Here is an 18,692-nt window from a genome sequence, read left to right as displayed (position 1 = left end):
TTGAACTGCTGGGAGTATCTGGGTGGCACTTCTCTCTCTTTCCGGACGTTCATAACCCTACGCGGGCCCCTGTCCGGAAACTTCAGGGCACCTCAGACCGAGGACTGGCAGCGGCGCTACGCGATCCGGGCCGGCATCGAGGCCACCCTCTCCCAGAACGTCCGTGCCTGCGGCCTGCGCCGATCCCGCTACCGCGGCCTCGCCAGAACCCACGTCCAGCACGTCCTGACCGCATTGGCCTGCAATCTCACCCGCGTCGCCGACTGGATTGCCGAACCGACGACCACCCGCCGCCGATCAACACGTTTCCACGCCCTCTGCACCGCCACCGCACAGGCCTGAAAGATCACCAACAGAGTCATGCCGTTGTTTTAGATGGCGCGCGTAGGCTGCTCGGTGGTGGTACCGGGGGTGGTTCGGGTGTCTACGAATGTGTCTGAGTTATCGGGTCTGGGGCTGTTGACCTGGGTGTATCCACCGGGGTTGGTGGATCGGGTGGTAGCCGCTTGCGGGTGTGCTGAACAACGCAAACGGCTGCTTCCCGCACGGCTGGTGGTGTACTTCGTGCTGGGGCTGGCGCTGTTCTCTCCGGCTCCGTATCTGGAAGTGATGCGGCACCTGGTGGAGGGTCTGCGAGGCCAGGGGCTGCCGGGCCAGCTTCACCGAAGAGCTGGCTGCATAGGAAGGTCTCCACGAATCGGGGGGATTGACAGGCCCGGCAGCGGCTGGGCTGCGAGCCCTTGCGTGTGCTGTTCGCCGCGACAGCCAAACCCATGGCTACCGAGGCGACACCCGGTGCGTTCTGGCGGGGCTTACGGCTGCTGGCGGTGGACGGGACCTGCTGGGATGTCGCGGACACCGAAGCCAACGAGGCCGCCTTCGGACGTCCGGGCAGCGGCCGAGGGTCGGGCAGGAGCGCGTTTCCCCAGGTGCGGATGGCTGCTTTGGTGGAGACGGGCAGCCATGCGGTGCTGGACGCGGAACTCGCCGGCTGCCGCACCGGGGAAGTCACCCTGGTCGGCCGCCTGCCCCGTTCGGCCGGCCCGGGCCAGCTCGTCCTGGCCGACCGTGAGTTCCTCGGTGTCCCGTTGTGGCGGGCATTCACCGCCACCGGCGCTGATCTGCTGTGGCGGGTGCCCGCCAACCGCGTCCTGCCGGTGATCAAGCAGTTACGTGACGGGTCATGGCTCTCACAGATCCGGGCAAGCAGCGGCCCTGCCCGGGATGAGCCGGTCACTGTCCGGGTCTTGGCCTACCAGCTCAAGGGCCAGGGCAGTGAGGGTGCAGCTGACGGCTACCGGCTGGTGACCACCCTGCTGGACGCCCGACGCCATCCGGCCCGGCAGTTGGCCGCTCTCTACCGCGAACGCTGGGAGATCGAGTCCGTCTTCGCCGAGATCAAGACCCATCAGCGCGGCGCCCGCGTCGTCCTCAGCAGCAAAACCCCCGATGGCGTCTGTCAGCAGATCTGGGCACATCTGCTGGTCCACCACGCCCTGCGCGAACTCATGCTGAGAACGGCCGCCACCCGTGGCCTGGACCCCGATCGGGTCTCCTTCACCGAAACCCTGCGCTCTGCCCGCCGCAGTGTGACTGTCACGCCGGGCAGCTTTTCCCCCTGACCTCCTGTTCAGAGCCTTGGTGATGCTCCAGCAGGACCTCCTGGAACGACTCCTGCCCGCCCGACGCCTGCGCAGCCAGCCCCGAGTCGTGAAACGCAAGATGTCCAACTACCGGCTCAAACGGGCTGAACACCATGCCTGGCCCCAACCCACCCGCACCAGCACCCAAGCCATCCTCATCACAAGACCCCAACCCGCAAGCCCGTAACGCGGTAGCCGGTCCCGCAGATGGGGCGTGACCGGCCGGACGGCCGTGGCGACGGCGTCGACTCGGACGGGGCGACGTGGGGCTGGCACGCGGTGACGACCGCGGGAGAGCACGTCCTGCCCGCCGTGCCTGCCGGGTTTCGCGAGCGCGTTCTTCTCGTCATGGCCGGGCGGCCGGCGGCGTCGCTGTACAGGCGATCCGTTCCCCACACGCTCGTGGCCGTCGCCCCCGGGAGGCCGAGGACGTTCACCTCGAGCGGACCACCTGGCTGCTGCGCGAAACGGGCTCCGGCACCCGCATCACCAGCGGGACGCCGCCGGCCGGTCCCGAGGCGGAACCTCCCCGCCTGACCACGCACGCAGGCTGACGCACGGCTGCCCCGGCCCGCGCCGTTGCAGCCTCCCGGTAGGGCTTGCCAGGACTGTGGCGACGGACATCGTCATCACTGCGTCAGTACGTTGAGGGGCGTTGCACGGCGCTGCAATCCGCGTGCAACACCGAAGCCAAGAATCAGCTTTCACTCAGTCGGGTCCGGCCCCGAGCCGACTCTGCGGGCCGCCCACCGACTGACCGAGCCGCACTCTTGACCGAGGAGCACCACATGCCACGGCACACCGGGATGTCCCGCGCCGACGACTGGCAGCCATGCCCGAAGCGATGCGCCTTCAGCCGCTCGCTCCGCACCCACCACGACAGCCTGCTCAGCGTGGACAGTGACCCCGGCGCAGTCCTCGAGCTCATGGAACTCGCCGTGACCTGGCGTGAACTGGACTACTCCGGCACGCAGGTCATCCCGCCGGCCCAGTGGCTGGACTTCCTCGACTGCCACCAGTGGCGCAACCCCGACCTGGTCGAACGCATCTTCAGCCTGGCCACCGACATCGCACAGCGCCCCACCCGCCGCCCCCATCACGAAACCGCATCGTCCCCGAGCGTCCTCAGGCTCGCCCCCGCGCACGTCTCCTGACGCCTGCGGCAGCCGCCGAAGCAGCCCGGAAAGACCAGCACCGGACCTCAGACCGGCAAGCCAAGCAGCGACCCCGGGCCTCGCGAACGTCACCATCCGGATCGCGAGGCCGGGCGACTGCTCACGGTGGCCGGAATGCACCGGCTGACGGAGAAAGCACGAAACGGATCCATACGGGGCCTGGGAGCCCCGTGAAGGAGGTACAGATGTCCCTGCACACGGCGCAGCAGACCAGTTCGGAGATCCTCACCGATGCCACCGACCTCACCCGGGACTGGCTCATCGCCGGAGCTGCGGTGATCGTCGCGCTGCTCGCCCTCTACGCGGTGTTCATCGACGACGGCTCACTCGTCTCGGCGACGGGCGACTACCTGCACGAATTCACGCACGACGGCCGGCACCTCCTCGGTGCCCCCTGCCACTGATCGGGGCCTGCAGCCATGTCCACTGTCCTTCCCTTTCTGCGGCGCGGGCTGGCCGCCGGTGCACTGGCGGGCCTTGCCACCGGCCTGTTCTCACTCCTGCTCGCCGAGCCTCTGATGGATCGTGCGGTCCGCCTGGAAGAACAAAGCCAAGGAGCGCAGCAGCACCACCATGGGCAGGATGCGACGGTAGCCGTCGTGCACCACCATGAGGAACTGTTCTCCCGGGGTGCCCAACATTTCGGGCTGGTCGTCACCGCGGTCATTGCCGGGGTGGCCCTCGGCGCCCTCTTCGGTGTGGCGTACGCCCTGGTGCATCGGCGCTCCGATCCGGCCGTCGGGTCGTGGCCGCGCGCCATGAGCCTGGCTGGAGCAGGGTTTGTGGCGCTCTCGTTGCTGCCCGGCCTTCGCTACCCGGCCAGCCCGCCCGGCGTGGGGGACTCGGGAACGGTTCGCGACCGGCAGTTGGTGTGGCTGGCCGCGGTGGTGATCGGGGTCTTGGGCGTCCTGTTGGCCTGGCAGGTCGGCCGACGCCTGGCCGACCGATCGGCACCACGCCGGCACGTGGCGGTGGCCTGCACGCTCCTGGCGATCCTGGCCGTCTTGTTCACCTTGCCTGACAATCCGGACGCGGTGACGGTGCCGGCGACACTGGTCTGGGACTTCCGCCTGCAGTCCCTGGCTGCCCAGACCCTGCTGTGGGCGGTGCTCGGCGCGGTGTTCGGGGCGCTGGGGCTGCGCGCCGACTCGCGTGCGGTGCGGACGGTGAACGCGACCGCGCCTCAGTCAGCGCCTGCTTGACGGCCCGTCAGCATCCTGCACATCGTGCTCACGCAGCGCTCTTGCCGTCGGCGCGCCGCACCGCTGAGAGCGTCGCGCGCTCCGGCGAGGCGGCCCGAGGCGTCCGGGGGAACCTGGCCGAAGATCGCGGTCAGCGGCACCCGAGGGGCACCACGGCATGGCTGCAGCCGTTCGCGGGAGGCGTGCTCTTGGGGCACACGGGGTGGCGCATCGTCACGTCCTGCTCATCCGGGTCCCGGGCTATGAGCCGGTTGAAGAGACCTCGGTCGCCGCCGAGTTGCAGGGAGTCCACCGGAATATGGCCGTACAGGGCGAGGACCAGCGCACCGGCCGTGCCCCGGGCGGAGGCGTCGGCCGCCGCCAGGTCCTCGCCGGCAGCGGTGGCGGGCATGGTCCCGGGCGTGGGGAGGCGGGCAGCCCGTGCGCCGTCGGCGGAAAAGCCAGAGGCGCCAGGAGCGGCCCTCGGTGGCGTGGTAATCGACGGCAGCGGGCTTGTGCGGCCAGGCGCCCGTCATTGCGCAGCAGGTGGAGAGGAACTCGTCGACACCGTCGAGTGCCACCTCGTCCGCCAGCGGCTGCGGCGTGCCCAGGGCGACCTGGGCGTCGTAAGTGTGCACCACGATCTCCTGGAGCTGGTGCCGGGCGACGGCACCGCAGGTCTGCGGCAACTGCGAGGTACCCCACCATGTCCAGCAACCGCGACCCGGGCCGGCTTCCCGCAGGACGTCCAGCCGCGAACAGATCAGCGAACTCGTGAACGCCGCCGGCGACCGACATCTACCGCTTGGAGTACTGACTTCCCACCTGGCACTACTTCCTCTGGAACCTCATGTCCCAGTCTCCAGGTGTCCAGTCACAAGGGGAAGCTTCATTGGCGGCATCCTCCACGAATACAAACATGCCGCGTGACCTGCGCGGACGAGGTATTCGGCAAGCGCAGGGGCTTCCGGGTGCTGCTCTAGTCTACTTGGCACACTTTTTCTTCCGGCGGGGCCTCTGCGAACTGTCTCCCTACGGCGCTTCGGAGCTGGATACGGCGCTCGCGCCCTGGGAGTGCCCCATCTGCCGGCAAACGCCAAGGGGCTTTACCGCTCCTTGGTGCAGGCCGCCTACGGCGACCAGGATGCCCGCGTGCCCACCGCCTGCGGAAACCGGCCCGGAGAGATCACCAGCAGCCCCCCGTTCCCCTGTCGCATGGGGAGCGCGGCTCCGTGCTCCCACCCCGAAAGGGGGTCGGGAGCCGACAAGGGGCCTTATGCCTCTCGATGCACAGAGCATCCGAAATCAATGGGGTGACGCCAGGGGCCTACGGTTGACGACGGCGCGCAGGGGCGCGGTACGGCGCTGTAGGTGTACCGGATCGGGTGACGGACGAATCGGACACCGTTGACACGTCTGCGAGGTGGGAGCACGAGGGCTCCCAGAGGGCTCCCACTTGCTCCCAGCCCGGAAACGGTTAAGGCCGCCCCCGCTACCCGCGGAAACGGCCTCCGACCTGCGAAAACGCTGGTCGGGACGACAGGATTTGAACCTGCGACCCCTTGACCCCCAGTCAAGTGCGCTACCAAGCTGCGCCACGTCCCGGTGCTTCTTCGGCTCGGGCTTCACCCTTGCCGACCGCGCACGAGAACAATACCGCACTTCAGGGGGTGGTCGCTTCCGCCCTGGGGGTGGGCTCGGGTGATCACTCTGGGTGTGCGGGCGGTGGCGGTTCGTTGCCGAGGAGATAGCGAGCTCCGGGGCCGTGGGTGGAGGCGGTGTCCAAGGGGTTGTAGAGGGAGCAGGTGCGCAGGGAGAGGCAGCCGCAGCCGATACAGCCGGCGAGCTAGCGCTTCAGGCGTTCGAGGTCGGCGATCTGCTGGTCGATGCGGCGGGTCCAAGTGCGGGCGACGGAGTTCCATTGGGTGGCGGTGGGGGCGCGGTCGGCGGGGAGGCGGGCCAGGGCCGTGCGGGTTTCGTCGAGGGTGAGGCCGACCTGCTGGGCGGCGCGGATGAAGGCGACGCGGCGGAGCGTGGCGCGGGCGAAGCGGCGTTGGCCGCCGGCGGTGCGTTCGGAGTGGATCAGGCCGAGCTCTTCGTAGTAGCGCAGGGCGGAGGCGGCCAGGCCGCTGCGGGCCGCCAGCTCGCCGATGGGGAGGAGGCCGGAGGTTGGGCCGGAGGCCGACGTCATGGGCGTGATCCTAGGGCTTGACCTCAAGTCCGCTTGAGGTTGCAGGCTCTCCGCATGACCTTCACCGCAGTTCGCCGCGCATCCGGGTACGCAGACCTCCCGCGGTTGATGAGCCTGATGACCGGCGACGAGAAACACGGCCCTGCCGCCACCTCCACTCTCGACGCGCTCTGGGTGCTCTACGACCGCGTACTGCGGGTCTCGCCCGAGACCGTGGACGCTCCCGACCGCGATCGGTTTCTGCTCTCCAAGGGGCACGGGCCGATGGCGTACTACGCCGTGCTCGCCGCCAAGGGGTTCTTCGCCGAATCGCTGCTGCCGGGCTTCGGCTCGTACGACTCGCCGCTCGGCCACCACCCGGATCGGACGCTGGTGCCGGGCGCCGAGATCGGCAGCGGTTCGCTCGGGCACGGGCTGCCGCTGGCCGCCGGGACGGCGCTCGGGCTGCGGGCTCAGGGGCTCTCCCGGTCGGCGGTGTGGGTGCTGATCGGGGACGCCGAGCTGGACGAGGGCAGCAATCACGAGGCGATCGCCTACGCGGGCGCCGTCGGGCTGGAGCGGCTGCACACGATCGTGATCGACAACGCCTCCGCCACCCATGGCCGGCCCGGCGGTATCGCCTCGCGTTTCGAGGCCGGGGGGTGGTCCGCGGCGACGGTGGACGGACGTGATCACGAGGAGCTGTACGAGGCGTTCACCGCGCCACACCCGGGACGGCCGCATGCCGTCGTCGCCCTGGTGGAGCCAAAGGCCTGATTTTCGCCATTTCGAGAGGATTCTTCCCCCATGGACACCATGCGTGAGCGCTTCGCCTCCGTCACCTCCCGGCTGCTCGACGACGATCGGCGGCTGGCTGTCGTACTGGCCGAGATCGGCGCGGACGGCTTCGTGGACGCCGCACGGGCGCATCCCGACCGGGTGATCAACGTCGGCATCCGCGAGCAGCTGCTGATCGGCGCGGGCGGCGGGCTGGCGCTGACCGGGATGCGGCCGATCCTGCACACCTTCGCCAGTTTTCTGGTCGAGCGCCCCTTCGAGCGAAGCTGGACTTCGGGCATCAGGGGGTGGGCGGTGTGCTGGTGAGCGCGGCCGGCTCGTACGACTGGCCCGCCGGCGGCTACACCCATATGGCCCCCGGCGACGTCGCCCTGCTGGACACGCTCGACGGCTGGACCGCCCATGTACCCGGCCACCCCGACGAGGCCGAGACGCTGCTGCGGCACGCGGCCGCCGCCGACAACGACAGGGTGTACGTACGGCTGTCAGCGCACACCAACGCCGCGCCGCGCGCCATCGCCCCCGGCCGCTTCCTGACCGTACGGGGGGGCGCCGCGGGGTGGTGGCGGCGGTCGGGCCGATGCTCGAGAACGTGCTCGCGGCCGTCGACGGGCTGGATGTGACCGTGCTGTACGCGACGACCGTACGGCCCTTCGACGAGCGGGCGCTGCGCGCGGCGGTGGGGGCGCGGTCGACGGGGAGGGCGTCGGCGGCGGATGTCGTGCTCGTCGAGCCGTATCTCGCGGGCACCTCGACCGCCGCCGCGAACGACGCCCTCGCCGATCTCCCGCACCGGGTGCTGGGCCTCGGGATCGGCCGTCGCGAGCTGCACCGCTACGGCACGATCGATGAGCATCTCGCCGGTCAGGGGCTGGACCCGGCGTCGCTGCGCGAGCGCGTCTCCGGTCTTCTGGGGTGAGCCGCCCTCGGGCCGGCGGGCCGCAGGTGCCCCGGGGCGGCGGCCGCAGGTGCGCCCCTGGCGGCGGGCCGCAGGTGCCCCGGGGCGGCGGCCGCAGGTACGCCCCTGGCGGCGGGCCGCAGCCGTCCCAGGTCCGGCGGGCTTCAGCCGCCCCGGTCCAGCGGGTTGCAGGCGTACTGGACCAGCCGGCGCAGCCGCTCCCGGTCCAGCCCCCCGTTCAGCTGGCGCAGCCGCCCCCGGGCCCAACCGGCCGCAGGCGCCCTCGGCCCGGCGGGGCCCCGGGCGGCGGGCTTCAGCCGCAGCAGCCCAACAGCCAGCAGTCGCCCCGGTCCAGCTGGCGCAGCCGCTCCCGGTCAGCTGGCGCAGTCGTCCCCGGCCCGGCAAGCTTCAGCCGCACCGCACCGGCCCGGCGGGGCCCAGGGCCCCCGGGCGGCGGGCTTCAGCCGCAGCAGCCCAACGGGCCGCAAGCGCCCCCGCTCAGCCGGCACGACCGCCCCCGGGGCCCAACGGGGCCGCAGCCGCCCCGTTCAGCCGGCGCAGCCGCCCCGGCCCAGCGGGCCGCAGCCGCCCCCCGGTCCGGCGCCCTTTCAGCCGCCCCCGGGCCGGCGGCTTCAGATACGTTGCTTCAGCCAGGCCAGCAGGTCCTCCTGGACCTCGTCCCGGTTCGTCTCGTTGAGGATCTCGTGCCGGGCACCGTGGTATCCCTTCCAGCTCAGCTCCTGGGTGCCGATGTAGCGGAAGTCCTCGAGGAGTTCGTAGACGAGCGTCATCCGCTGGTTGCACGGGTCCTCGGTGCCCACGGCCAGATGTACCGGGAGGGCGGCCGGGATGCGGGCCTGCTGATGTGGGTCGTTGATCTTGCGGACGGCGCGCACCCAGTCCAGCGCCAGACCGGCGCTGAAGGCGAAGCCGCACCGCTCGTCCGCCGCGTACGCCGCCACTTCGGCCGCGTCCCGGGAGAGCCATTCGAAGCCCGTCCTGAACTCGTACGGGTCGTTGAACGAGGCGAAGAGCGTCGGCGTGAAGGTCGACCTGGCGGTACGGCCCCCCTTCTCGATCTCCTGTCCGATGTGCGCCATCGCCTCCTCGGTCTCGGCGCCCGGCAGGGAGCGGAAGGTGCCGGAGAGGATCAGCCCGGCCAGCTCCGCGCCGTACTCCTGAGCGCAGTCGCGCGCCAGCATCGAGCCCATGCTGTGGCCGAGCAGGACCAGCGGCAGCCCGGGGTGGTCGGCGCGCGCACGGTCGCTGACGGCCCGCAGGTCCGCGACGATCGCCCGCCAGGCGTCGCCCTCCTCGCCCACGATCCCGAGGCCGCCGGTGGACGCGGCGGTGGCGCCGTGGCCCCGGTGGTCCGAGGCGACCACGGCGTAGCCGTGCCCGCCGAGGAAGCGGGCGAACCGGTCGTAGCGCTGTGCGTGTTCGGCGGCGCCATGGGCGATCTGCACGATCGCGCGCGGACTGCCGCCCTCCGGCAGCCAGGTGTACGTCGCGACGCGCACGCCGTCCGGGGTGGGCAGATGGTCGGTGCGGAAGGTGATGCCGCCTGCTGGCATGCCGTCCTGCCTCCTGGGGTGAAGGGGTCTGGGCGAAGGAATGCGACGGAATCCCACTCTCCCTTTGCCGGACGCACAAGCCAAGGCCATCGACGACGCGGTGTTGACCCCAGGCCCGAGGGGTGTGTGACGATCAAGCGCTTGCTGTATCGCTTGTGAACTCCTGAATCGTGCAACCCCCGTGTTCCGGAGGACCGTTGGACGCTCTTGACGCCCCACACGCATCGGACGCATCAGACTCCGCAGACGCATCATCAGCAACCTCTGACCCGTCCGCCCTCTCCCGGCGTCGCTTTCTGCAGGCCGCCGCCGCTACCACCGCCGTCACCGCCGCCACCGCGCTGCCCGCCGAGGCGGTGGCCACCGCTGGGGCGCAGGCCCAGGCCCGGCGCGTCTCGCTCTCCTTTACCGGCGCCACCAACGGCGCCGCGACGCTCTCCCCCTCCGGCGACCGTCTGATCGCCGAGGTCCAGAACATCCTGTGGTCGGTCGCACGGAAGGGCGGCGACGCCGTTCAGCTCACCCCGCCCGATCTGGAGCCCACCCGGCCGGTCTTCTCCCCCGATGGCCAGCTACTGGCCGTATGCGCCTACCGGGGCGGCGGATTCCATCTGTGGACCCTGCGCCCCGACGGCTCGGAATTGCGCCAGCGGACGGACGGCCCCTGGGACGACCGCGGCCCGGCCTGGTCGCCCGACGGCACCCGGATCGCCTTCGCCTCCGAGCGCGGCGGCGACCCTATAGCGGGCAGTCCCTACCGGGTGTGGGTGCTCGAGGTGGCGACCGGGGAGCTCATCCGCCTCACCGGTCTCCCCGGCCAGGACGGACCGCTCCAGGGCGGCGCCTGGGAGGACTTCGACCCCGCCTGGTCCCCGGACGGTGGGCGGGTGCTGTTCGTGCGCGCCGTGCCCGCCGGGACCGCGCAGGACGCCCGTACGGTCGCCTCCGTACGGGCCGACGGCAGCGGACCGGTGACGGTCGAGCACACCGAGACGGCCGCCGGTGTCCAGGTGATGACGCCCTCCCAGTCGCCGGGCGGTCGGCTCGCCTATCTGCGTACCACCGCCGCGCCCGCCGCCTCCTGCACGCTGGTCGTGGACGGCGAAGCCATCGGCCTCGAGGGCGACGTGCAGCCCGTGCCGCCCCGCTGGACGTCACGGGAGGAGCTGCTGCTGACGGTCTCCGGGCGGTTCCGGGTGGTGCGCCCGGAGGCCCCCGCCGCGGGCGAGGAGATCCCGTTCTCGGCCACCCTGCCGGTCGACCGGCCCCGGTACCGCGTCAAGCGGTACGACCTCGACGGCGCCGGGGTGCGGCCGGTGCGCGGGCTGCATCTGCCCGCGCTGTCCCCCGACGGCCATAAGGTGGCCTTCGCCGCCCTCAACTCCCTCTGGGTCGCGGACGTCTCCGGCGGCCGGGCCCCGCGCCGGGTCGTACGGGCCGCCCCCACCCGGTATCTGCTGGCCCCCACCTGGACGTCCGACGGGCGCGGTCTGGTGTACGCCGACGACCGCGACGGGCTGCTCGCCGTGCGCCGCCGCGACCTCGCCTCCGGTGAGGAGACCGTGCTGGCCTCCGGCGGCCGGGTGCATCCCGCGCTGTCCCCGGACGGCACGCGGCTCGCCTGTGTCGACATGTCGGGAAACCTGGTCGTACGCGATCTCGACGCCGGTACGGAGCGGGTGCTGGCCGCGCCGCTGGGCGCCGGCGGGCTGCCCGGCCGGCCGAGCTGGTCGCCCGACGGCCGTCATGTCGCGCTGTGCGACCGCAATCGGCTGAACCAGCGGTTCCGCGAGGGCTACAACCTGATCCGGGTCGTCGACGCGAGCAGCGGCGCGGCGAAGCTGCACGCCGTCGCGCCGCACACCTCGGTCTCCGACCGCTATGACTCGGGCCCCGTCTGGTCCCCCGATGGCCGCCATATGGCGCTCATCGCCGAGTCCGCGCTGTGGCTGCTGCCGGTCCTGGCGGACGGCACCCCCGACGGCGCGGCGCGCCGGCTGACCGACGAGCCCGCCGACCATCCCTCCTGGTCCGGGGACTCCCGCAGCCTCCTGTATCTGTCGGCGGGCCGGCTACGGCTGCTGGACGTGGAGCACGGCACCGCCCGTACGGTGCGCGTCCCGCTCGACCACCGGCGGCCGCGGCCCGCCGACACCGTCGTCCACGCGGGGCGGTTCTGGGACGGCAGCGGCGACGGTAGTACGGTCCGCGAGGACGTCGACATCCTGGTGCGCGAAGGGCGCGTGGCCGCCGTGGAGGCGCACCGCGCCGGGCGGCCCGCGAAGCGCCGCGTCGACGCCTCCGCCCGCACCGTGATCCCCGGGTTGTGGGACGCCCACACCCACCCCTGGCAGTACACCTACGGCGGCCGTCAGACCGCCCTGCAGCTCGCCTACGGCATCACCACCGCCGTCTCCCTCGGCGGCTTCGCGTACGAGCAGGCCCGGCTGCGGGAGGCCGTCGCGGCGGGCGCCCTGGCCGGGCCGCGGCTGCTGGCCACCGGAGAGCTGCTGGACGGACCGCGCGTCGCGTACAGCATGGGCCGGGCGCACCGCACGCGGGACGGGCTGCGCCGCTCCCTGGCGCGTGGCGCCGCGCTCGACTGGGACTTCGTCAAGACGTATGTGCGCGCGCCCGGGTGGGTCATGGAGGAGGCCGCCCGCTTCGCGCACGACCGGCTCGGCGTGCGTACCGGCAGCCATCTGTGCTCACCGGGCATCCAGCTCGGACTGGACCTGACCACCCATCTGCAGGCCACCCAGCGGCTGGAGTACGGGCACGCCACGACGGCCACCGGGCACTCCTTCCAGGACGTGACGGAGATCTATACGGCGACCTCGGACTTCCGGCTCATCGCCACGCCGTTCACGGCCTCGCCCCTGGTCGGCGCGGACCCCTCGCTGGCCGAGGACGAACGGGTCACCCGGCTCATGCCGCCGTGGGACACCGCCCTCGTACGTCAGCTCGCCAGGACGCCCCCGACGCCCGCCCAACTGTCCACTCTGCGCACCGAGATCGGCGTCTACCGGCGGATCCTGGCCGGAGGCGGCGTGGTCGCCCTGGGCACGGACCAGCCGCTGGTGCCGGTGGGGCTGCATCTGCACATGGGCCTGCGCGCGCTGCAGCGGTACGGGCTGTCGCCGGCGGAGGCGCTGCGCACGGCGACCGTACTGCCGGCGCGGGCCTTCGGCGCCGAACGCGATCTGGGCACCCTGGAGGTCGGCAAGCTGGCGGATCTGACGGTCGTGGACGGCGACCCCTTCACCGACTTCGACTCGCTGGTACGGACGGTCTCCGTACTACGGGGCGGCGTGCCGTACGAACAGCGCGCACTGGTCGAGTCCTTCCCGGAGCCGGCGGGCGCCGCCGTGGCGCACGGGAGGTCGGCGGACCACTGGCTGGAGGTGGGGCGGCAGTTGCGGCGCGACGGGTGCTGCGCGGTGGAGGGCTGAGGCGCCGGGGCGCCGGGGCGCTGGGCCCGGCGCCCCGGTGCGCTCCGCGGGGCTCCCGCGCCCCGGGCCCCGGTCCTCAATCGCCGGGCGGGCCTGTCCGTCCCGCCCGGCTCGGCACGACCTGGTGGGGGTTCACCTTCCCGGTCGGGACGTGTGTCACGGGCGCTGCGGCGCCGGCGCGCCACACCGGTGTCACGCGTGCGGCCGGCCGGCGGTCGGGCTGTACGCCGTCCTGGTGGCGGCGTGGGCCGTGGTCGGTGCGCGTACGGCGCTGGGCCTGGTGCGTGGCACCCTGCTCGCACCCCCGCCGCCCGGCGGTCACCGCATCACGACGCCGCTGACAGCGCCACGGCGAGTACGGCGGGCGCCTCGGCCAGCGAGGGGCCGTACCAGGTGAGATGGCGGCCGCTGACGAGGGCTGTGGGAAGGCCCGGGAAGGCCTCGGGCCCGTCGTCGGCCGTGAAGCGGTACGGCTCGTCGGGCAGCACGACCAGCTCCGCGCCCCGCGCCGTCAACTCGTCGAGGGGGATACGGGGGTAGCGCTCGGCGTGCTCCCGGTAGAGATGGTGGATGCCCAGGCGGGCCAGGATGTCGCCGGCGAAGGTGTCCCGACCCAGCACCATCCACGGCCGCCGCCACACCGGTACGACGGCGTGCCGTGCCGGGCCCGTGGCCCGTACGTCGGCCCACGCGGCCTCGGCCTCGTCCAGCCAGCCGGGCCGAGCCAGCCCGCAGCCGTGCACCAGGACCCGCTCCAGCTCGGCGAACGCCTGCTCCAGCGTCCGTACTTCGGTGACCATGACCTCAAGGCCGGCGGCGCGCAGCGCGGCGAGGTCGGGTGCGCGGTTCTCCTCCTCGTTGGCGATGACGAGGTCCGGGGCGAGGGCGGCGATCCGGGCGGTGTCGGGGTTCTTGGTGCCGCCGATGCGCTCCGCGCCGAGGCCGGGCGGATGGCTGCACCAGTCGGTCACCCCGGTCAGCAGCCGGGGTGCGGTGGCGGCGACGGCCTCGGTGAGGGAGGGCACGAGGGACACCACGCGCCGTACGGGGGTGCGAGGGCTCATCGCTCCACCGTACGGCGCGTGGCCGCCGCTCCAGCGGCTCTAGGCCGCCGCGGACGGCGCTTCCCAGGGCCATACGGCCCGGCCGTCTCGGCCGCCGTCCCGCGACAGCAGCCCGATCATCGTGAACAGCTTGTCGCTGAAGCCGCCGATCTCGTACCGGTTGGGCTGCCCGGTGTCGATCGACGCAGCCGCGTAGCCCGGGGTGTTGACGCCGAACATCGGCACCCGCGCCGGGACCGCCTCCGAAACGGGGACGGACCGGCCGCCGCTCAGGTCCGCGAACGCTTGCATATCCGAGACGATCACCACCCGGTCATGGCCGCGGTAGGCCGCCCGCAGCGCCGCGACCGTCTCCGTGCCGTGGCCCACCTCGCCGATCCGCGCGCAGAACGCCTCGATGTCGCGGAGCACCGAGCCGCCCGGGGTCAGCCGGTGCGTGAAGTGCCCGGACGCGAAGCCGACCAGGTCCACCTGGCAGCCGCGGTGCGCGAGCGTGACGCCGAAGAGCGCGCCGACATCCACGTGGCGCACCTGCGAGCGGCCGCGATGCCATTGCGGTGCTCTCGAACCTCGCACTTGTGCTTGGCCGCGTACTCGCGCATGAATGCCACAGCCCCGTCGTCAGGGTCGCCGTGGAACTCCGGAGTGAGCGCTGTCATTCCACCGTCGCCGAGCATCGCGGGCGCCCGGAGCGGCCGTAACGCGCCGCGGCCCGGAGCGGATGCTCCGGGCCGCGGCGCGTACGCGGTTGTTCACCAGGTGTCAGGAAGCCACCGGCGCCATCTTGTCGACGATGCCGGGGTGAGCATCCATCCACTTCTGGACGCCCTTCTCCTCATTGCCCTTGCCGGCGTCCTGGACGGATGCCTCAAGGCTGGCGAGGTCCTTCTCGCTCATATGCCACTTCTTCAGCCACCCGTGGAACTCCGGGTACTTCTGCGGGAAGGACTTGTTGCCGAGCGAGTGGAGCTGGTTGGTGTCCCCGAATGCCTTCTTCGGGTCCGCGAGCTTGGTGAGCTTGTACTTGTTGTACGCCCAGTGCGGGGACCACAGGACGACGGCGACCGGCTCCTTCTTGGCGTACGAGCGCTGCAGCTGCGCGAGCATCGCCGGGGAGGAGCCGTCGGAGACCTTGTACTCCTTGTCCAGGCCGTACGCCTTGAGGACATTGCTCTTGAGCAGCTTCATCTCGCCGGTGCCCGGCTCAATGCCGACGATCTTGCCCTTGAAGGTCCCGGCCTTCCCCTTGAGGTCCGCCAGGGACTTCACGTTCTTGACGTAGGAAGGCACCGCGATCTCGAGTGAGGTCTTGTCGTACCACGCCCCGATATCGACGAGGTTCTTCTTATAGCGGTCCCAATACTGCTTCTGCGCGACCGGCAGCCAGCCGTCGAATTCGACATCGACCTGCCCGGCGCTCATGCCGGTGAACATCGAGCCGACGTCGTACTGCTTGATCTCCGGCTTGTAGCCGCGCCGCTCCAGCACGTTCTTCCACAGATAGGTGGTGGCGATGTCCTCGTCCCACGGGAAGTAGCCGATCTTGGGCGCGGCGCCGGCGTCCTTGCCCTTCTGCTCGGCGCCGGGCACCGGGGCGAGCTTGTTGGCCACGCCGGGGTTCTTCTTCAGCCAGGCGCGCACGCCCTGCTGCTCCTTGCCCTTGCCCGCGTCCTGGATCGCCGACTCCAGGCTGGTGAGCTGCTTCTCGCTCAGCTTGAAGTCCTTCATCCACTTCGCGATCTGCGGGTTCTTCTTCGCGAAGCCCTTGCGCGCGATCGTGTCGAGGTGGTCGCCCTTGCCGAAGGCGCCCTTGGGGTCCTTGAGCTTGGTGAGCTTGTACTTGTTGTACGCCCAGTGCGGGGACCACAGGGTGACGGCGATCGGCTCCTTCTTGGCGTAGGAGCGGTCCAGCTGCGAGAGCATGGCGGCGGTGGAGCCCTTGAGCAGGGAGTAGTCCTTGTCCAGGCCGTAGCCCGGCATGACCTTGTCCTGCATCAGCTTCATCTCACCGGCGCCGGGCTCAATGCCGATGATCTTCTTCTTGAAGGTGGAGGACTTCTTCTTCAGGTCGTCAAGGGTCTTCACACCCTTGACGTACGAGGGCACGGCGACCTCCAGCGAGGTCTTGTCGTACCAGGAGCCGAGGTTCTCCAGCTTGTTCTTGTACTTCGACCAGTACGGGGCGTGGGTGGCCGGCAGCCAGGCGTCGGTCTGCAGGTCGATGTTGCCGGCGGCCATGCCGGTCCACAGCGCGCCGACGTCGTACGACTGCACCTTCGGCTTGAAGCCGCGCTGCTCGAGGAGCTCCTTCCACAGGAAGGTGGAGGCGACGCCCTCGTCCCAGTTGATGTACCCGAGGTTGACCGCCTGGCCCTTGCCGACGTCGGCGGAGACCTTGGGTCCGTTGTCGCCGCCGCCGAACATGCCCATACCGCCGGCGACCAGCGCCAGGACGACGACGCCGACCATGGCGACCGAGGTCGCGGGCTTCCAGTGCAGCACCTTGAGGCCCCTGAGCGCCTTGGCCTTCTCCTTGGCCAGCGCGCGGCGGCCGAGCGGCGAGACGCGCTGGTTGAGCGCGCTCGTCATCCGGTCCAGGTACATGGCCAGGATGACCACCGCGATACCGCCCTCGAAGCCGAGGGCCACATCGACGGAGCTGATCGCCTGGAAGACGGTGGAGCCCAGACCCTCGGCGCCGACCATACCGGCGATGACGACCATGGACAGCGCCAGCATGATGGCCTGGTTGACGCCCGCCATGATGGTGGGCAGGGCGAGCGGCAGCTGCACGCGCAGCAGGGTGCGGCGCGGATGGGTGCCGAAGGCGTCGGCCGCCTCGACGAGCTCCGCGTCGACCTGGCGGATGCCCAGCTCGGTCATCCGGACGCCGGGCGGCATCGAGAAGATGACGGTCGCGACGACGCCGGGGACCACCCCGAGGCCGAAGAAGAAGATGCCGGGGATCAGATAGACGAAGGCGGGCATCGTCTGCATGAAGTCCAGCACCGGGCGGATCAGGGCACTCACGGCGCGGTTGCGCGAGGCCCAGATGCCCAGCGGCACCGCGAACAGGATGGTGATGAAGCCCGCGACCAGCACCAGCGCGAGGGTGTCCATCGCCTCGCCCCACAGCTGGATCGAGTCGATGAGCGCGAATCCCGCGAAGGCGAGGACGGCGGGCAGCAGCCCGCGCAGCCACCAGGCGAGCACCGCGAGGATGCCCGCGAACAGCATGGGCTGGGGGGCGGCGAGCACATCGTGCACCCCGTCGTACATGCCCTGTACGACGGCGGAGATGAAGTCGAAGAACCAGCCCAGGTTGTCGCGGAGCCAGTTGACGCCGGACTCGATCCAGCTTCCGAGTTCGATTCTAGGCACCGGTGATCACCTTCTTTACGGGCTGAGGCGTGTCCGGCGCGTCGGGGGCCGATGGCTCGGCGCCGTCCGGGCCGGTGTCCGGCTCGCCGAGGACGGCGAGCAGCCGGGCGCGGGGGACGACTCCGACGAGCGCGCCGTCGGCGTCGGTCACCGCGACCGCGACGCCGCTGCGCGAGCAGGGCGCGAACAGCTCGATGACCGGGGTGTCGGTGGTGACGGTGGCGGGGGCGGCGTCCAGCACGTCCTGCTCGGTGCGGAGCGTCGTGCCGTCGTCGGTCGTGGTGCCCAGCGCCTCGGCGGGCTCGGCCATGATCGCGCCGGCGGTGAGCACCCGGCTGCGGTCGACATCCTGGGTGAAGGAGGCGACGTAGTCATTGGCCGGGGTGACCAGGATGTCCTCGGCGGTGCCGATCTGGACGATCCGGCCGTCGCGCATGACGGCGATACGGTCGCCGAGCCGCATGGCCTCGTTCAGGTCGTGGGTGATGAAGACGATGGTCTTCTTGAGCCGCTTCTGCAGCTGGAGCAGCTGGTCCTGCATATCGCGGCGGATCAGCGGGTCGAGCGCGCTGAAGGACTCGTCCATCAGCAGCATGTCGGCGTCGGTGGCCAGCGCCCGGGCAAGGCCGACGCGCTGTTGCATACCGCCGGAGAGCTCGTCCGGCCAGGACTTCTCCCAGCCGCCCAGGCCCACCATCTCCAGGGCCTCGGCGGCGCGCTTGTTCCGCTCGTCGCGCGGTACGCCCTGCACCTCCAGCCCGTACGCGGCATTCTCCAGGACGCTGCGGTGCGGGAAGAGGGCGAAGTGCTGGAAGACCATGCTGATCTTGTGCGACCGCACCCCGCGCAGGTCGCGAGGGCTGAGCGCGGTCAGGTCGTCGTCGTCGAAGAACACGCGTCCCGCGGTCGGCTCCAGCAGCCCGTTCAACATCCGCAGCAGGGTGGACTTACCGGATCCGGACAGACCCATGACGACGAAGATCTGGCCCGCCTCGACATCGAAGGAGGCATCGATGACCGCCGCTGTCGTATCGTCCGCGCGCAGCTCTTCGCGGTCTGTACCGCCCTCGAGCTTCGCCACCGCCTCGTCGGGTCGTCTACCGAACACCTTGTACAGGTGTTCAGCTCGCAGTTTGGACACATACACCTCTCAGATCGCACTAAAACGACCCGCCACCCCCGTCGGCGGGTCGTGGAGCGGCGTGACATCGGGCCGCGCGCCCGATGCAATAGTTGAATCGCTGAACGGGTTCGCTCCTGGGGCGCGCCTGCCCCCATCCGTTTGGCCTAAACCATACGGTGAGCCAGGTCACATTCTCCATACGTGGGTGTCAGTGGCGTGCGGCATCATCGAGG

At 71.0% G+C, this 18,692-nt stretch carries 12 protein-coding genes, 1 tRNA gene and 5 pseudogenes; 10 read left to right on the top strand and 8 right to left on the bottom strand.

The annotated features are described in order from the left end of the window. The 6 genes and pseudogenes from ABZS71_RS17185 to ABZS71_RS17160 all read left to right on the top strand — a co-directional run. The coding region (locus ABZS71_RS17185; RefSeq protein WP_356210872.1) for a transposase at window positions 1-342 on the top strand (342 nt) is incomplete at its 5' end. Between the two features lie 33 nt (window positions 343-375). Then, window positions 376-582, top strand: a pseudogene (locus tag ABZS71_RS17180) (transposase domain-containing protein); the annotation flags it as partial. A 164-nt stretch (window positions 583-746) separates the two neighbouring features. After that, the gene (locus tag ABZS71_RS17175; protein WP_356210883.1) at window positions 747-1,622 is read left to right on the top strand and encodes an IS4 family transposase; all 876 of its coding nucleotides are present in this window, start codon (window positions 747-749) and stop codon (window positions 1,620-1,622) included. 809 nt (window positions 1,623-2,431) lie between these two features. After that, window positions 2,432-2,797, top strand: a complete 366-nt coding sequence (locus tag ABZS71_RS17170; protein ID WP_356210870.1) for a hypothetical protein — start codon at window positions 2,432-2,434, stop codon at window positions 2,795-2,797. A 206-nt stretch (window positions 2,798-3,003) separates the two neighbouring features. Next, window positions 3,004-3,222, top strand: coding sequence for a hypothetical protein (locus tag ABZS71_RS17165; RefSeq protein WP_356210868.1), 219 nt, complete (start codon window positions 3,004-3,006; stop codon window positions 3,220-3,222). A 15-nt stretch (window positions 3,223-3,237) separates the two neighbouring features. Beyond that, window positions 3,238-4,020 carry a CbtA family protein gene (locus tag ABZS71_RS17160; protein WP_356210865.1) on the top strand — a complete coding sequence of 261 codons (783 nt, stop codon included), beginning with the start codon at window positions 3,238-3,240 and terminating at the stop codon, window positions 4,018-4,020. A gap of 223 nt (window positions 4,021-4,243) precedes the next feature. On the opposite strand, the pseudogene ABZS71_RS17155 reads toward ABZS71_RS17160, so the two are convergent. From ABZS71_RS17155 to soxR, 3 genes and pseudogenes are all read right to left on the bottom strand, one after another. Continuing rightward, window positions 4,244-4,751: pseudogene (locus tag ABZS71_RS17155) on the bottom strand (maleylpyruvate isomerase N-terminal domain-containing protein); the annotation flags it as partial. A 776-nt stretch (window positions 4,752-5,527) separates the two neighbouring features. After that, window positions 5,528-5,604: transfer RNA gene (locus ABZS71_RS17150), tRNA-Pro, on the bottom strand. A 100-nt stretch (window positions 5,605-5,704) separates the two neighbouring features. Then, a pseudogene (gene soxR, locus ABZS71_RS17145) lies at window positions 5,705-6,190 on the bottom strand (redox-sensitive transcriptional activator SoxR). Window positions 6,191-6,244: 54 nt separating this feature from the next. Here soxR and ABZS71_RS17140 point away from each other — a divergent pair. Both ABZS71_RS17140 and ABZS71_RS17135 read left to right on the top strand, forming a co-directional pair. Further along, a complete protein-coding gene (locus tag ABZS71_RS17140) occupies window positions 6,245-6,946 on the top strand; it encodes a transketolase (protein ID WP_356210863.1) in 702 nt (233 codons plus the stop codon). Between the two features lie 30 nt (window positions 6,947-6,976). After that, window positions 6,977-7,886 (top strand): annotated as a pseudogene (locus tag ABZS71_RS17135) (transketolase). A gap of 611 nt (window positions 7,887-8,497) precedes the next feature. Here the strand turns inward: ABZS71_RS17135 and ABZS71_RS17130 are convergent. Next, entirely contained in the window at window positions 8,498-9,439 is a 942-nt protein-coding gene (locus tag ABZS71_RS17130) for an alpha/beta hydrolase (RefSeq protein ID WP_356210860.1), read from the bottom strand. A gap of 296 nt (window positions 9,440-9,735) precedes the next feature. On the opposite strand from ABZS71_RS17130, the gene ABZS71_RS17125 reads away from it, so the two are divergent. Together ABZS71_RS17125 and ABZS71_RS17120 are read left to right on the top strand one after the other, a co-directional pair. Then, window positions 9,736-12,891 carry an amidohydrolase family protein gene (locus tag ABZS71_RS17125; protein WP_356210881.1) on the top strand — a complete coding sequence of 1,052 codons (3,156 nt, stop codon included), beginning with the start codon at window positions 9,736-9,738 and terminating at the stop codon, window positions 12,889-12,891. Window positions 12,892-13,010: 119 nt separating this feature from the next. Then, window positions 13,011-13,288, top strand: a pseudogene (locus ABZS71_RS17120) (hypothetical protein); the annotation flags it as partial. Here ABZS71_RS17120 and ABZS71_RS17115 read toward each other — a convergent pair. From ABZS71_RS17115 to ABZS71_RS17100, 4 genes are all read right to left on the bottom strand, one after another. Then, window positions 13,218-13,955 carry a helical backbone metal receptor gene (locus tag ABZS71_RS17115; protein WP_356210858.1) on the bottom strand — a complete coding sequence of 246 codons (738 nt, stop codon included), beginning with the start codon at window positions 13,953-13,955 and terminating at the stop codon, window positions 13,218-13,220. The pseudogene ABZS71_RS17120 and the gene ABZS71_RS17115 sit on opposite strands and share 71 nt — an antisense overlap. A gap of 39 nt (window positions 13,956-13,994) precedes the next feature. Further along, window positions 13,995-14,477, bottom strand: a complete 483-nt coding sequence (locus tag ABZS71_RS17110) for a hypothetical protein (RefSeq protein WP_356210856.1) — start codon at window positions 14,475-14,477, stop codon at window positions 13,995-13,997. Window positions 14,478-14,717: 240 nt separating this feature from the next. Next, window positions 14,718-17,336 carry an ABC transporter permease/substrate binding protein gene (locus tag ABZS71_RS17105; protein WP_355853683.1) on the bottom strand — a complete coding sequence of 873 codons (2,619 nt, stop codon included), beginning with the start codon at window positions 17,334-17,336 and terminating at the stop codon, window positions 14,718-14,720. Then, window positions 17,329-18,477 carry a glycine betaine/L-proline ABC transporter ATP-binding protein gene (locus ABZS71_RS17100; protein ID WP_356210854.1) on the bottom strand — a complete coding sequence of 383 codons (1,149 nt, stop codon included), beginning with the start codon at window positions 18,475-18,477 and terminating at the stop codon, window positions 17,329-17,331. Before ABZS71_RS17100 ends, ABZS71_RS17105 begins: the two co-directional genes overlap by 8 nt. Between the last annotated feature and the right edge of the window lie 215 nt (window positions 18,478-18,692).

Source organism: Streptomyces sp. NPDC005393 (assembly GCF_040606675.1).
GTDB lineage: Bacteria > Actinomycetota > Actinomycetes > Streptomycetales > Streptomycetaceae > Streptomyces.
This window is presented reverse-complemented; position numbering and strand designations above follow the sequence as displayed.

Bases quoted from the DNA above. Each gene is read 5' to 3' on its own strand.
- ABZS71_RS17130 (WP_356210860.1), bottom strand. From the start codon at position 9,439: ATGCCAGCAGGCGGCATCACCTTCCGCACCGACCATCTGCCCACCCCG.
- ABZS71_RS17165 (WP_356210868.1), top strand. From the start codon at position 3,004: ATGTCCCTGCACACGGCGCAGCAGACCAGTTCGGAGATCCTCACCGAT.
- ABZS71_RS17140 (WP_356210863.1), top strand. From the start codon at position 6,245: ATGACCTTCACCGCAGTTCGCCGCGCATCCGGGTACGCAGACCTCCCG.
- ABZS71_RS17160 (WP_356210865.1), top strand. From the start codon at position 3,238: ATGTCCACTGTCCTTCCCTTTCTGCGGCGCGGGCTGGCCGCCGGTGCA.
- ABZS71_RS17115 (WP_356210858.1), bottom strand. From the start codon at position 13,955: ATGAGCCCTCGCACCCCCGTACGGCGCGTGGTGTCCCTCGTGCCCTCC.
- ABZS71_RS17170 (WP_356210870.1), top strand. From the start codon at position 2,432: ATGCCACGGCACACCGGGATGTCCCGCGCCGACGACTGGCAGCCATGC.